This window comes from Pseudocnuella soli, from assembly GCF_004347775.1.
Taxonomy (GTDB): Bacteria; Bacteroidota; Bacteroidia; order Chitinophagales; family Chitinophagaceae; genus Flavisolibacter; species Flavisolibacter aquaticus.
The window spans coordinates 2,385,254-2,398,003 of sequence record NZ_CP037755.1 but is presented as its reverse complement, the minus strand read 5'-3'; the positions used below and the strand labels follow the sequence as shown (position 1 = coordinate 2,398,003).

Here is a 12,750-nt window from a genome sequence, read left to right as displayed (position 1 = left end):
AGGCGCTAAAAATCTCGCTTTTCATTGCAAAATAAATGCGAATTAGCCTTTTCTCAACAGCCACTCCACAGCCAGCTCATACCCTTTCAAACCCAAACCAATAATGCTGCCCGCCGCCTTCGCCGATACATGCGATATTTTGCGAAACTCCTCACGGGCATGCACATTCGAAATATGCACTTCCACCACCGGCGTGGTGATTGCGGCAATGGCATCGCCAATGGCTACTGAGGTATGCGTGTAGCCTCCGGGATTCATAATAATGCCGTCATGGTCGAAACCCACCCGTTGCAACTCGTTGATCAATTCCCCTTCAACATTACTTTGGTAGTAATGAAACTGCACTTGCGGATATTGCGCCACCAGTTTTTGCAAGTAGGCATCAAAAGTCTCACTGCCGTACACACCCGGTTCGCGTTTTCCAAGCAGATTCAGATTGGGTCCGTTGATGATGGCAATGGTCATAGTTGATGTGTTGCTGTGTTGCGCAATTTCGGTATTTCCGGCTTTATATTTTACAGTAAAAAGCGCCGCTAACAATTACAGTATGTCTGCAGTTTTTACTGAATCAACATCCGCCACTCCGATTCCAAAAGGCTGTACCATTTAAGCGAAATCAACCCACCGTTTTTAAATTCGCAGTCGCGCTGCACCCCTTCAAGACGGAAGCCGGCACGCTCCAAAACCTTGCTGCTGGCGTCGTTGCCTACTTCAACAGATGCGGCTACGCGGTGCATGTTCCGGCCCGTAAAAAGATACTGCAGCACCAGCGGCAGCACTTCGCTAATGATGCCCTTTTTCCAAAAGGGTGGCAACAGCCAGTAACCAATTTCCGTGCAGCGGTGTTGGGGCTGGTAGTTGTTCATACCAATGGCTCCTACCCGGTCGCCATTTTGCAGGCTCACTATTTTCCACCAGTGCCCGCTATTTTCTTTGATGATGTGCTCAAACCATTCCATCTGCACCCGCGTAGCTTCGTAGCTGTGAAACTGCACGCCATAATAGCGGATCACATCCGGGTGGCTGAGGCCTTCAAAAACAAAAGCCTGGTCGGCGGGTTGAAATGCTTCCAACTTAAAACGCTGCGAAAACATAGTTTGAATTTAGCCAATGCAAAAGGTTATGTCAAATGTAGCCCGGCAGCCGCTTTGCCAGGATATTTTTATCACATGTGTGGTTGATTGATATGAACAACTCCTTGCGCTATTTTGGGTAAATTGTTAGCTGTCGGAAAATTGAACATTTATGAATAAAATGATATTGCTGCTTGCGGCTTTTGTGTGGACACTGAGCGCTGCCTGCCAGGTAGACGGGACCATCGAGAAAGAGGTGTCCGTGCAACCCGATTCGATGAAGATCTATGGCAGTGTATTACGACCGCAAAAGGCCTTTACCGGCGATGCGGTATTGATCATTGCAGGCTCCGGCCCTACCGACCGAGATGGCAACCAGCCAACAATGCGCACCAATGCTTACAAACAAGTTGCCGACAGCCTGGCGCTGCATGGCATTGCTTCACTGCGCTACGATAAGCGTTTTATTGGTAAAAGCACCGGCGCTGTTCGGGAAGAAAAGCTGCGTTTTGAAGACAATGTGTTGGTAGCACAGGCTTTTTTTGAACTGCTGCAAAAAGAGAGCGGTGTTAAACGTGTTTTTATTGCGGGCCATAGCGAAGGCTCCACGGTGGGCATGCTGCTGGCCGAACGGGTAAAGGCAGCAGGTTATATTTCCATTGCCGGTCCGGGCTTTGCGGCCGATTCGTTGCTGCGCAAACAATTGAGTGCTGTTCCGGAAGCACTAAAAACGGAAGCGTACCAGGCAATGGACAGTTTAAAAGCCGGCCATACGGTGCACAAAATAAACCCGGCGCTCATGGGTTTGCTCCGCCCCACCATTCAGCCCTATATGACTTCATGGTTCAAACAAGAGCCACAGCAAATTGTGGCGCGGTTAAAAATGCCGGTGCTGGTTGTACAGGGCACAACAGACATACAGGTGGGCGTAGAAAACAGCACTGCCTTATCGATGGCGTGTAAGAATTGCACCGTTGCCATTATCGAAGGCATGAACCATGTGCTGAAAACGGCACCGGCAGACCGGGGCGCTAACATTGCTACCTATTCAAAACCCGAGCTGCCTTTAGCGCCGGGTCTGGTGGATGCACTGGTGAAGTTTATCCGAAAAAAATAAAATCCGCTGCCCGTGATCGCGAGGTGCCGGACGCACCAGCCTATTTTATAAAACAAAAGCGCCGAAGCAAGCTCCTAAAAACCCAAAGGTCAAAGGAGTTTGCTTCGGCGCAAAAATTATTAGAAAAGTAAATATCCGCTGTGCCTCGCAATGACGGACGGCGGAGGCTTTTTATACTACTCCTTCCTGCTGGCGAATCATGTTCACAAACTCATCAAACAGGTAACGGCTGTCGTGTGGGCCAGGCGTCGATTCGGGGTGGTATTGTACCGAAAAATGCGGCTTGCCTTTTACCCGGATGCCTTCAATCGACTCGTCGTTGAGGTTCACATGCGTGATCTCGATGTGCTCCGCTTTGCGTACCGCTTCGGGGTCTACACCAAACCCGTGATTCTGCGTAGTGATCTCGCATCTGCCGGTCAGCAGGTTTTTCACCGGGTGGTTCATACCGCGATGGCCGTGGTGCATTTTAAAGGTTGGAATATCGTTGGCCAGCGCCAGCAACTGGTGGCCCAGGCAAATACCAAAGGTAGGCTTGTCTTCAGCAAGCACTTCCTTGATTGTTTCTACGGCATAAGGCATTGCAGCCGGGTCGCCGGGACCGTTGGATATAAAATAACCCGCAGGGCTAAACGCTTTTAGTTCCGACAAGGGCGTTTTTGCAGGAAATACTTTTACATAAGCGCCGCGGTCAACCATGCAATTGAGGATGTTGCGCTTGGTGCCAAAATCCAACACGGCAATGCGAATGGGCGAAGTGGGATCGCCGAGTTCGTATGGCACTTTGGTGCTAACGACCGAAGCCAGCTCGAGGCCGTCCATGTTGGGCACTTCGGCCAGTTTGGCTTTCAGCACTTCGGCGTCAAGGATCTCTGTGGAAATCAAACAGTTCATGGCGCCGCGTTCCCGCACTTTGGTTACCAGTGCACGGGTGTCCACACCTTCAATGGCTACGAGTTTGTGTTTTTTGAGGTACTCGTCCAGCGAGCCGGCAGCCTGCTTGCGGGAAAACAGTTCCTCCAGGTTGCGGGCAATCAACCCTTTAATTTTAATACTGTCCGACTCAACATCCTCTTCTTTTACGCCATAGTTGCCGATATGAACATTGTTCATGATCAGCACCTGGCCGTAGTACGACGGGTCGGTAAATACTTCCTGATAACCGGTCATGCCGGTATTGAAGCAAAGTTCGCCACCGGTGGTGCCAGATGCGCCAAAGGCTTTGCCTTCGTAAACGGTGCCGTCTTCCAGAACTAAAAGTGCTTTGGGTTGTTCGCTCATTTTAAAAACAAATTGCGCAAAAGTAAAGAAGCCAGCCCATAATGGCCAGCTTCTTTTTAAACTTCACGAAACTTTTTATACCGGTGTCCCTTCCGTATCGGACTGCTGGTAAATAGGAGCCGGTTCCACGGCTGTTTTCCGGTTGCGAAACCTTTTTACAATAGCACCGCCTAAAGCGATAAAACCCACGACGATGATTTTGAAAAACTTGGCAATAAATGCGAAGAAGCCGCCTTTCACCAACATCTTACCAGCCACTAATCCGCCAATTGTCCATGCAGCAACGTTGTCGGTCGTTTCATTGAAATCGGCGTACCGGTTTCCTTCGGTAAATGCAACGGCACCCAGCAGCGGGTTGATGCTTTGCTTTACGCTGTCCAGTTGGTTAACATTACTCACCGCCTGCAGTATCAATACGCCGTGGCGGCCCAGCACCCTAACGTCGTAATTGAGGGTATGGCTTTCCTCGCCTGGACTTGAAAACTCTTTGGCCCAATGCAACACGTTGCGGCTCTGATCGTAGTAGGGTTTGGCAGCCCATCCCACTAAAAACATCGAACTAATACCGGCAGCCTGCCGCTCTTTGTTTTCTTCAATAGCTTCATCTTGAAGCTCTTTCAAGAGCTCGTCGTAATTGATTTCCTGGGCATCATCATCTTTTACATAGCCCATGTCGCTGTATTCCACAACAAAAGCATAACTGGCAATTGCGGCCATTTCGTTTTTCGGCACCAGCATGCCAAGCGCAGTTTGGCCCTTCAGGTTACCCCAAAGTTCTTCCAGCACATAACGGGCTTCTTTTGCTTCTAAAAACTTGAAGTTTTCCGGCACATTGATCGTGACCTTGGTGTCGGCAAGCAATATTTTGCCGGTTTTATAGTGCAATGCATTTTCGATGGAATCGAGCTGGCGGAGTTGATCCTCAAATATTTTGAGTGAATCGGTGGGGTCATTGGCAAATGAAGTGCCGACCAGGAAAAAGCTCAGGATGAGCAACGCAGTTTTCATGTACTGAAGTTTGTTTTGGTTCGGCGTAAAAATAACGGAAAAATCAAATAAGCTCATCAATAAAAAAAGCGGAATGCATGTGCATTCCGCTTTTCAATAAGAGTAAACCGTATTGCTTACGACGGTTGCTGTTCTGCAGTTTCCGGTGCAGCATCTGCAGCCGGGCCAGCGCCTTGAGTCTGCTCAGGCGTTGCTGCTTCCGCAGCAGTATCAGCCTTTTTGCGGCTACCACCAGCACGGCGGGTACGCTTAGCGGGCTCGGCTTTGGCTTCTGCAGCTTTACCGTAAATTTCGTTGAAATCAACCAGCTCAATCAGGGCCTGCTCGGCGTTATCGCCGGGACGGATACCCAGTTTGAGGATGCGGGTGTAACCACCGGGACGGCCGGCAATTTTTTCGCTGATCACATCAAACAGTTCCTTGATCGCTTCTTTGTTTTGCAGGTAGCTAAACACCACACGACGCTGGTGCGTTGTGTTTTGCTTGCTCTTGGTGATCAGGGGCTCCACGTAAGTACGCAGCGCTTTGGCTTTGGCCAAAGTGGTAACAATACGTTTGTGGGCGATCAACTGAATGGCGAGGTTGCTCAACAGGGCCTCGCGGTGGGCTTTCTTCCGGCCCAGGTTGTTTACTTTGTCTCCGTGACGCATGACGTTGTTTGAATTTGAAAATTTGAAAATTTGAAAATTTAGAAATGGCTGTTATACCAACTCCCTTCTTTTCTCCTAGTCAAATTTTTTGTGATGAATAGAATACTGCACCGTGTCAAGGAATTGCAGCATCTGTTATGAAATGAAAATTTGAAGACGCCAATTATTTTCAAATTGGTTCATCTTCAAATTTTCAAATTATTTAGATGTCGTCTTTATCAACACCCAGCTTGCTCAGGTCCATACCGAAGTGGAGGCCACGTTCGTTCAGTACCTGCTCAATTTCTGAAAGCGACTTCTGGCCAAAGTTGCGGAACTTCATCAGGTCTTCCTGCTCGTATTGAACCAGCTCGCTCAGCGAGTTGATCTTGGCGGCTTTCAGACAGTTGAAGGCACGAACCGACAGGTCGAGGTCCTCCAGCGGGGTTTTCAGCACCTTGCGCAGTTGCAGTGTTTGCTCGTCTACGATGTCTTCTTTTTTCTCTTCTTTGTTGTCGAAGGTGATGTTCTCATCGGTGATGATCATCAGGTGCTGGATCAGGATCCGGCTGGCTTGCTTCACGGCCTCTTCGGGGTGAATGGTGCCATCGGTGGTTACTTCCATTACCAGTTTCTCGTAGTCGGTGCGCTGTTCTACGCGGGTATTTTCGATGCTGTATTTCACGTTTTTGATGGGCGTGTAAATAGCATCGACAGGGATGTAACCCAGGGGTGCATCCTTTGGTTTGTTTTCTTCGGCGGGTACATAACCGCGGCCTTTGCCGATGGTCAGTTCCACGTCCAGTTTCACCGAATTGTCCAGGGTGCAAATCAGCAGCTCAGGGTTCATTACCTGGAAGCTTTGTGTGCCCTCGCCAATCATAGCGGCGGTGAACTCGGTTTTGTTTTTGATGCTCAGCATGATGCGCTCATTCTGAACATCGTGGTCAACCACTTTCTTCAGGCGCACCTGCTTGATGTTGAGCAGGATTTCTACCACATCTTCAGAAACGCCATGAATGGTGGCAAACTCATGCTCCACACCTTCGATCTTCACACCAGTGATGGCGTAACCTTCCAAAGAGCTGAGCAGCACACGGCGCAGGGCATTGCCTACGGTTACGCCATAGCCAGGCTCCAGCGGACGAAACTCAAACTGAGCCTCGAAGTCGGTTACTTTTTGGAGAACGATCTTGTCGGGCTTCTGAAAATTCAAAATAGCCATAATAGACTTTCCTTTTCTTTTTTAGAATTTGGGGTTAGTTACCGATTATCGTCAAACGTGAAACGTCAATGGTGAATGGTCAATGAAAATCGGCAACCGTAAGATATTCACGATTGCCGATTCACCATTCACGATTATTTCGAGTACAATTCGACGATCAGTTGTTCCTTGATGTTTTCAGGAACGGCCTCACGCTCAGGGTAGGTAATGAACGTACCGGTAAGGGTGGTTTCATTCCAGTCTACCCAGCTAAACTTCTGGTTTTTACCACGCACCTGGCTGGTGATGGAGCTATTGTCTTTCGACTTGTCCTTCAGGGCCACAATGTCGCCCGGCTTCAGTTGGAACGAAGGAACGTTCACCACTTCACCGTTTACGGTAACGTGCTTATGGCTAACCAGCTGGCGGGCAGCAGGACGGCTAGGTGCAATACCCATGCGGAATACCGCGTTGTCCAAACGTGCTTCCAGGAGCTTGATGAGGTTTTCACCGGTAACGCCTTTACGACGGGAGGCTTCTTCAAAAGTTTTGCGGAACTGCTTTTCCAGCACACCGTAAGTGTACTTGGCTTTTTGCTTTTCACGAAGCTGCAGGGCGTACTCACCTAGGGTTTTGCGTTTGCGCTGTGCGCCGTGCATACCCGGAGGGTTGGAGTTTTTACCCAGCCATTTGCCATTGCCCAGGATGGGCTCCCCGAAAATGCGGGAGATTTTGGTCTTCGGACCATTGTAACGTGCCATATCAGTTTATTTCATTTCCGCTTTTTAGAAACCGGTGCGTTCATCGTTGAAAGCGGTAAAAATTAATGAAGCACCCTTTAGTAAATGAGATAACTGAAAGCTATCTAAACAGTTGGAAGTCGGAAGTCCGCAGTCCGACGAAATGTCTTCCGACAACGGACTTCGGACTTCCGACTAAAATTATACGCGGCGTTTTTTAGGCGGACGGCAGCCGTTGTGGGGCAGCGGGGTCACGTCTTTGATCATGGCTACTTCAATGCCTGATTGTGCCAGGGCACGGATAGCGCCTTCACGGCCCGAGCCGGGTCCTTTTACATAAACGTCAACGCGGCGTACACCAGCGTCGAGGGCCACTTTAGCGGCGTCAGATGAAGCCATCTGGGCTGCGTAAGGAGTGTTTTTCTTGGAACCACGGAAGCCCATTTTACCAGCAGAGCTCCAGGAAATAACCTGGCCTTGCTTGTTGGTAAGGCTTACAATGATGTTGTTGAACGAAGCGGTGATGTGGGCGTCGCCATAGGCGTCAACCTTCACAATACGCTTTTTAGCGGCGGCCTTAGCGCTTTGCTGGCCTTTTTGTGCTTTTGCCATTACAGGTAATCTGTTCTGTGTATTTTAAAATAAAACCATCAGGCGGCTGCCCGCTGGCCCCAAACCAATCCTCCCCGCCGAAGCCCGGATCCGGCATTGATGTGGTGATATGCTGCTTCGTTAATGTAGCCACAAGTAAATAGCTTCAAGCCGCAAGTAAATACCACTTGTAGCTTGAAGCTAGCAGCTCGTTGCTGACACAATTATTTCTTAGGCGCCTTCTTCTTACCGGCAACGGTTTTACGTTTGCCTTTACGAGTACGGCTGTTGGTTTTTGTGCGCTGACCACGAACCGGCAAACCTTTACGGTGGCGCAGGCCACGGTAGCAGGCAATATCCAGCAGGCGCTTGATGCTCATTTGCACTTCCGAACGGAGCGCACCTTCTACCTTAAACTCATCGTTGATGGTAGTACGGATAGCATTCAGGTCTTCGTCATTCCACTCGTTTACTTTCTTGCTGCGATCAATGCTGTTCTTGTCAAGAATGTAACGGGCAGTGGCAGGTCCGATACCATAGATATAGGTCAGACCAATTTCGCCTCTTTTGTTTTTGGGTAAGTCAACGCCGGCAATACGAGCCATAGTTTATTTCTTGTTTTGTTTGTATTTAAATGCAGGCCTTTAGCAACTAGCTTTTAGCCTTTAGCTTTTTTGGTTGGAGCTAATAGCCAACGGCTAGTGGCTAACAGCTTCATTATCCCTGACGCTGCTTGTAACGTGGGTTCTTTTTGTTAATCACGTACAGCTTGCCTTTGCGGCGTACGATCTTGCAATCTTCGCTGCGCTTTTTGATGGATGCTCTTACTTTCATTTTTTTAAGCTTTTAGCTATCGGCTTGCCGCCTTTAGCAATTGAAACATTGTTTTTATTTCGAGTTAGCTAACAGCTAGCAGCTAATAGCTTACTTATACCTAAAGATGATGCGTCCCCGGCTCAGGTCGTAGGGGCTCATCTCCACGCCTACTTTATCGCCTGGCAAAATCCGGATGTAGTGCATCCTCATTTTACCAGAGATGGTTGCCAGTATTTCATGGCCGTTTTCCAGCTTCACCCGAAACATTGCGTTCGAAAGTGCTTCTAAGATGACGCCGTCCTGTTTAATTAAAGGTTGCTTTGACATATAGATTTTGGGAGCGCAAAAATAACGTTATTCAGGCAAAAAATAAAAACCGGACTGTACTTTTTCCACAAATAAGCGGAGTACAGCCCGGTTTTTTGACAAATTTATAGGAAAATACAGTGTTACAGCGCCTTTTGCCCCATCGATCAGGTTCCATTTTTTCGAAAAATTTGTTCTCTGCGTGGTCGGCCGGCTACTTTTTCACACCTTAAACCGCCGTTTTTTCCAGCGGCACCTTGGTCATATCGAGGTAATGATTTTGCAGTTCGTGCACATATAACGGGTGGTGAAATACCCGGTGATCTTCACGGTACCACACTTCCAGATCGGTATTATTACCCGGGTCTTTGATCAGCACCCGGAACGGCCCGCGCAGGTACTTTGCGCCCAGTTCGGTGTCTTCCCTTACAAACCCGAGGCGGAATAATTGCGCCTCGGTAAGCGGAATGGGCACCAGTTTGCTGGGCTCGTACCAAAATTCCTGGATGCCATTGTCCATGCATACCAGTTGTTCGTCGCGGCTTACATCGGTTACCACTCCTTCTCTTTCCACTCCGCCTTCATCCAGTACTTTCAGGAGATCTCCCGCTTTTAATTCATTGAGTTTAACCATGGTCAAAGGTTTTTTTATCGTTGAATATAAAAAAATTGCACCATGATGAGTTAAGTGGCAATGGAAAAGTAGGAACCAAAAAATTACTGCATCGCGCCAATTACTTTTGACTTTTCACTTTTAAGCTATCACTCCGCCCAACTCATCGTGTATCCTTCGTTCTCGATTTCCAGTGCCTGCCTGGTAAGCATCAGCGGGTGAAAAGTATCCACCATCACGGCCAGTTCACCGGTTTCTTCTTTGCCAATGCTTTTTTCCACAGCGCCGGGGTGCGGTCCGTGCGGTATGCCTGCCGGGTGCAGCGTAATCATGCCACGCATTACATTTTTACGGCTCATAAAATCGCCATCCACGTAATACAGCACTTCGTCGGAATCGATGTTGGAGTGATTGTACGGCGCCGGAATAGCCTGCGGGTGGTAATCGTATTTGCGGGGCACAAATGAGCACACCACAAAATTGTGCGCTTCAAAAGTTTGGTGCACGGGTGGCGGCTGGTGCACCCGGCCGGTAATGGGCTCAAAGTCGTGGATGGAAAATGCATACGGGTAACAGCATCCATCCCACCCCACCACATCGAAGGGATGCGTGCCGTAGTGCAGCGGGTACAACACGCCGCGTTTTTTAGTCTGAATCAAAATCTCGCCTTTTGTATCGTGGGTTGTTAAGTCTTTAGGAGTGCGGATGTCCCGTTCGCAAAACGGCGCATGCTCCAGCAGTTGCCCGTATTTACTTAAATACCTTTTTGGAAAACGAATGGGGCTAAACGATTCCACGATGAACAACCGGTTGTCGGCGCCATCAAATTGGATCTGGTAAATAGTGCCGCGTGGAATACAGAGATAATCGCCGTAGGCAAAAGGCAATTTGCCATACTGTGTGTGCAGCGTGCCGCTGCCCTGGTGCACAAATAACAACTCGTCGGCATCTGCATTTTTATAAAAATAATCCGCCAGGCTTTGCTGCGGTGCGGCCAAGGAAATGTGCACATCATTGTTGACCAGCACGGGTACCCGGCTTGCCAAATAATCGGCCGCGGGTTGGATGTTAAACCCTTCAAAACTGCGGTGGCGCAACATTTTTTCCTCGGCAATCTGCGGCTGCACATCCACCGGGGTGCCGGTTTTAATGATTTGTGTGGGCGGGTGCACATGGTACAGCAGCGAGTAATCGTTGGAAAAACCTTCGGTGGAAAACAGCTGTTCGGAGTACAGGCCGCCATCGGGCTTGCGAAACTGGGTATGCCGTTTGTGCGGCACGGTGCCCAGTTGGTGGTATTGGGGCATAGCAATCTTTATTTACGATTTGGGATTTACGAATGACGATTGCGGAACAACATAAAAGGTGCATAATATGCCCGTTGGCAATCCAATCGTACATCCGAAATCGCAAATCCGAAATCCTGTGGCAAGGTACAAAAAAAGCCAAAGCAGGTTGCTGCTCTGGCACATAGGGGCTGGCACTCCAGCTGATAGGTTAAAGGGTAGAAAATGTTATCAACGGGTACGAACCATTTATTTAATAGATATAATCATCGCAATTGGGACATTCCGATTTGTGTGGCCCTAAGGGGCGCTCCACCGCTCCGCACAAACCGCAAATCACTACATGTTCCCGCTGCACCATTTCGGCACTGCCCGAAGCAGTTTGGCCACCATCAAATACACTGTTCATTTGGGTATCCATCATTTCATTCATATGACAACGCTTTCCAGTACCTGTTCATATTTCGGGCCACAAAGCAGGCCGGAACTGCGCAGGGATTTTGCTTTTAAAATCAGCGAGTTGCCCATACATTAATTTTTTATGCAACATCTCCTTCTTTGCAGCAGCCCCAATTTTTGGGGAAATTTTTCTCAACCGGCTGTTGCATGTAGGCTTACTTCGCGGAACTTGCATTCATGACCCGGATTGGTTTGATCTCCGACACACATGGTTTTTTGGACGATGCAGTTTTCAAACATTTTGAACAATGCGACGAAGTATGGCATGGCGGCGACTTTGGGCCTGGTGTTGCCGAGCAGTTGGCACCGTTCAAAACGCTGAAGGGTGTTTTTGGCAACATCGACGATAACGAAATCCGCCACCAATTTCCCGAAACACTGCGCTGGCAATGCGAAGAGGTGCCAGTGCTGATGACGCATATTGGCGGCTACCCGGGTAAATATGCGCCGGCTGTACGGAAGGAACTGGCCACCACGCCAACGGGCCTATTTATCTGCGGTCATTCGCATATTTTAAAAGTGATGTACGATCAGAAATATGCCTGCCTGCACATGAACCCCGGTGCAGCCGGCAACCAGGGCTGGCACCAAATGCGAACGCTGCTGCGGTTTACGATAGATGGAAAAGAAATTAAAGATTGCGAAGTAATTGAACTGGGACGGCGTGGTGTGCGGTAGGTTTTGAGCTTTTTTTGAACCACGAAGACACGAAGGAATGAAGGGGCACCAAGATTAGAAGATAAATTATTGACCTATTCAGAGAACACAAAGCACATTTAGTGCCTTTTGGATTGAAGTGGAAAATACTGTAGCCGTAATATGTTTATGAATGCATTGGATCGCAAGTGACAAATGCTTTTTACAATCCTATAAATAACAAAAGCGCCCATGAAGGACGCTTTTGTTATTTATGATACCACTCCAAACGGGAGTCATTAAAATCATTTCCAATCACACAAATCTGTGGTTAAAACCAACCACGGCCAGCGCCCACTTCGCGGAACGGCCAGGGAATGGAAATAAGAATCACCAGCAGTGCAATGATGTAAAAGATTGCAGTGCGGCGGTGCTTGGCGCTATCAGCCATTGATTTTTTACCCTGTGCCTTACCGATATGAATCAGGGCAATGGCCAGGATCATGCCCACCTGGTGTTCTACTGCAAAAAAGCGGTTTACGCGGTCGCCCATAACGCCACCCATGCCACCGTTGTTCTGGATCAACTGCAGGCCCCATGGACCAGCCAGCCACAGGTAAATACCCACCAGCAACATTACATCGGCCGAAATCATCAGGAACAAATTCAGTTTGGCATCGCCACGGTCGTAAGGGCGGTTGTTAGCCCCCAGGTGCTTAAAGATCGCGATCAGCAACAGGATCAAAACTACCCAGCGGCCAAAACTATGCAGGTGCAACATTCCGGTTAACATACAGTTGATTTAAAGGTTTGCCAGCAAAGATAGTGGAATAGGTAGTTGGGAGTTCAGAGTTGAGAGTTATGAGTTATGAGTTATGAGTTATGAATTATGAGTAGATAAGATGGATTGTATTTGTGTGGCTTTCTTTGTTTTGAAAAAATTGATCGCTCATTTAGTTATCGTGCACAATAAATTACAGTCGACAACTTA

General features: G+C 48.6%; 17 protein-coding genes. 2 read left to right on the top strand and 15 right to left on the bottom strand.

Features of this window, described 5'->3' with window-relative positions:
* Positions 1-42 precede the first annotated feature (42 nt).
* Both aroQ and EPD17_RS09845 read right to left on the bottom strand, forming a co-directional pair.
* Entirely contained in the window at positions 43-465 is a 423-nt protein-coding gene (gene aroQ / locus EPD17_RS09850) for a type II 3-dehydroquinate dehydratase (protein ID WP_132053828.1), read from the bottom strand.
* 95 nt (positions 466-560) lie between these two features.
* Positions 561-1,094 (bottom strand): GNAT family N-acetyltransferase, encoded by a 534-nt coding sequence (locus EPD17_RS09845; protein WP_132053826.1) that lies wholly within the window; start codon positions 1,092-1,094, stop codon positions 561-563.
* 151 nt (positions 1,095-1,245) lie between these two features.
* On the opposite strand from EPD17_RS09845, the gene EPD17_RS09840 reads away from it, so the two are divergent.
* Positions 1,246-2,190 (top strand): alpha/beta hydrolase, encoded by a 945-nt coding sequence (locus EPD17_RS09840; protein WP_132053824.1) that lies wholly within the window; start codon positions 1,246-1,248, stop codon positions 2,188-2,190.
* 171 nt (positions 2,191-2,361) lie between these two features.
* On the opposite strand, the gene carA is transcribed toward EPD17_RS09840, so the two are convergent.
* From carA to EPD17_RS09780, 12 genes are all read right to left on the bottom strand, one after another.
* A complete protein-coding gene (carA, locus tag EPD17_RS09835; protein WP_132053822.1) occupies positions 2,362-3,471 on the bottom strand; it encodes a glutamine-hydrolyzing carbamoyl-phosphate synthase small subunit in 1,110 nt (369 codons plus the stop codon).
* Between the two features lie 75 nt (positions 3,472-3,546).
* The gene (locus EPD17_RS09830; RefSeq protein WP_165929584.1) at positions 3,547-4,479 is read right to left on the bottom strand and encodes a DUF2167 domain-containing protein; all 933 of its coding nucleotides are present in this window, start codon (positions 4,477-4,479) and stop codon (positions 3,547-3,549) included.
* Positions 4,480-4,595: 116 nt separating this feature from the next.
* Positions 4,596-5,129, bottom strand: coding sequence for a 50S ribosomal protein L17 (rplQ, locus tag EPD17_RS09825; protein WP_132053818.1), 534 nt, complete (start codon positions 5,127-5,129; stop codon positions 4,596-4,598).
* 202 nt (positions 5,130-5,331) lie between these two features.
* Positions 5,332-6,333, bottom strand: a complete 1,002-nt coding sequence (locus EPD17_RS09820) for a DNA-directed RNA polymerase subunit alpha (protein ID WP_114236887.1) — start codon at positions 6,331-6,333, stop codon at positions 5,332-5,334.
* Between the two features lie 134 nt (positions 6,334-6,467).
* The gene (rpsD, locus tag EPD17_RS09815) at positions 6,468-7,073 is read right to left on the bottom strand and encodes a 30S ribosomal protein S4 (RefSeq protein WP_114236888.1); all 606 of its coding nucleotides are present in this window, start codon (positions 7,071-7,073) and stop codon (positions 6,468-6,470) included.
* Between the two features lie 180 nt (positions 7,074-7,253).
* Positions 7,254-7,664, bottom strand: a complete 411-nt coding sequence (rpsK, locus tag EPD17_RS09810) for a 30S ribosomal protein S11 (RefSeq protein ID WP_114236889.1) — start codon at positions 7,662-7,664, stop codon at positions 7,254-7,256.
* Positions 7,665-7,867: 203 nt separating this feature from the next.
* Positions 7,868-8,248: a 30S ribosomal protein S13 gene (gene rpsM / locus EPD17_RS09805; RefSeq protein WP_114236890.1), complete on the bottom strand. Its 381-nt coding sequence runs from the start codon at positions 8,246-8,248 to the stop codon at positions 7,868-7,870.
* Positions 8,249-8,360: 112 nt separating this feature from the next.
* Positions 8,361-8,477 carry a type B 50S ribosomal protein L36 gene (gene ykgO, locus EPD17_RS09800; RefSeq protein WP_114236891.1) on the bottom strand — a complete coding sequence of 39 codons (117 nt, stop codon included), beginning with the start codon at positions 8,475-8,477 and terminating at the stop codon, positions 8,361-8,363.
* Between the two features lie 90 nt (positions 8,478-8,567).
* Positions 8,568-8,726, bottom strand: a complete 159-nt coding sequence (infA, locus tag EPD17_RS09795; RefSeq protein ID WP_432803738.1) for a translation initiation factor IF-1 — start codon at positions 8,724-8,726, stop codon at positions 8,568-8,570.
* Positions 8,727-8,994: 268 nt separating this feature from the next.
* A complete protein-coding gene (locus EPD17_RS09790) occupies positions 8,995-9,399 on the bottom strand; it encodes a hypothetical protein (protein WP_114236892.1) in 405 nt (134 codons plus the stop codon).
* A gap of 128 nt (positions 9,400-9,527) precedes the next feature.
* Complete coding sequence (locus tag EPD17_RS09785) at positions 9,528-10,685, bottom strand: homogentisate 1,2-dioxygenase (protein ID WP_132053816.1); 1,158 nt, start codon at positions 10,683-10,685, stop codon at positions 9,528-9,530.
* A 232-nt stretch (positions 10,686-10,917) separates the two neighbouring features.
* Positions 10,918-11,097, bottom strand: a complete 180-nt coding sequence (locus EPD17_RS09780; protein ID WP_132053814.1) for a hypothetical protein — start codon at positions 11,095-11,097, stop codon at positions 10,918-10,920.
* 203 nt (positions 11,098-11,300) lie between these two features.
* Between EPD17_RS09780 and EPD17_RS09775 the strand changes: the two genes are divergently transcribed.
* The gene (locus EPD17_RS09775) at positions 11,301-11,801 is read left to right on the top strand and encodes a metallophosphoesterase family protein (RefSeq protein ID WP_132053813.1); all 501 of its coding nucleotides are present in this window, start codon (positions 11,301-11,303) and stop codon (positions 11,799-11,801) included.
* A gap of 289 nt (positions 11,802-12,090) precedes the next feature.
* Here the strand turns inward: EPD17_RS09775 and EPD17_RS09770 are convergent, their stop codons facing one another.
* Entirely contained in the window at positions 12,091-12,552 is a 462-nt protein-coding gene (locus tag EPD17_RS09770) for a hypothetical protein (protein ID WP_132053811.1), read from the bottom strand.
* Positions 12,553-12,750 lie beyond the last annotated feature (198 nt).

Bases quoted from the DNA above. Each gene is read 5' to 3' on its own strand.
- aroQ (WP_132053828.1), bottom strand. From the start codon at position 465: ATGACCATTGCCATCATCAACGGACCCAATCTGAATCTGCTTGGAAAA.
- EPD17_RS09845 (WP_132053826.1), bottom strand. From the start codon at position 1,094: ATGTTTTCGCAGCGTTTTAAGTTGGAAGCATTTCAACCCGCCGACCAG.
- EPD17_RS09840 (WP_132053824.1), top strand. From the start codon at position 1,246: ATGAATAAAATGATATTGCTGCTTGCGGCTTTTGTGTGGACACTGAGC.
- carA (WP_132053822.1), bottom strand. From the start codon at position 3,471: ATGAGCGAACAACCCAAAGCACTTTTAGTTCTGGAAGACGGCACCGTT.
- EPD17_RS09830 (WP_165929584.1), bottom strand. From the start codon at position 4,479: ATGAAAACTGCGTTGCTCATCCTGAGCTTTTTCCTGGTCGGCACTTCA.
- rplQ (WP_132053818.1), bottom strand. From the start codon at position 5,129: ATGCGTCACGGAGACAAAGTAAACAACCTGGGCCGGAAGAAAGCCCAC.
- EPD17_RS09820 (WP_114236887.1), bottom strand. From the start codon at position 6,333: ATGGCTATTTTGAATTTTCAGAAGCCCGACAAGATCGTTCTCCAAAAA.
- rpsD (WP_114236888.1), bottom strand. From the start codon at position 7,073: ATGGCACGTTACAATGGTCCGAAGACCAAAATCTCCCGCATTTTCGGG.
- rpsK (WP_114236889.1), bottom strand. From the start codon at position 7,664: ATGGCAAAAGCACAAAAAGGCCAGCAAAGCGCTAAGGCCGCCGCTAAA.
- rpsM (WP_114236890.1), bottom strand. From the start codon at position 8,248: ATGGCTCGTATTGCCGGCGTTGACTTACCCAAAAACAAAAGAGGCGAA.
- ykgO (WP_114236891.1), bottom strand. From the start codon at position 8,477: ATGAAAGTAAGAGCATCCATCAAAAAGCGCAGCGAAGATTGCAAGATC.
- infA (WP_432803738.1), bottom strand. From the start codon at position 8,726: ATGTTTCGGGTGAAGCTGGAAAACGGCCATGAAATACTGGCAACCATC.
- EPD17_RS09790 (WP_114236892.1), bottom strand. From the start codon at position 9,399: ATGGTTAAACTCAATGAATTAAAAGCGGGAGATCTCCTGAAAGTACTG.
- EPD17_RS09785 (WP_132053816.1), bottom strand. From the start codon at position 10,685: ATGCCCCAATACCACCAACTGGGCACCGTGCCGCACAAACGGCATACC.
- EPD17_RS09780 (WP_132053814.1), bottom strand. From the start codon at position 11,097: ATGAATGAAATGATGGATACCCAAATGAACAGTGTATTTGATGGTGGC.
- EPD17_RS09775 (WP_132053813.1), top strand. From the start codon at position 11,301: ATGACCCGGATTGGTTTGATCTCCGACACACATGGTTTTTTGGACGAT.
- EPD17_RS09770 (WP_132053811.1), bottom strand. From the start codon at position 12,552: ATGTTAACCGGAATGTTGCACCTGCATAGTTTTGGCCGCTGGGTAGTT.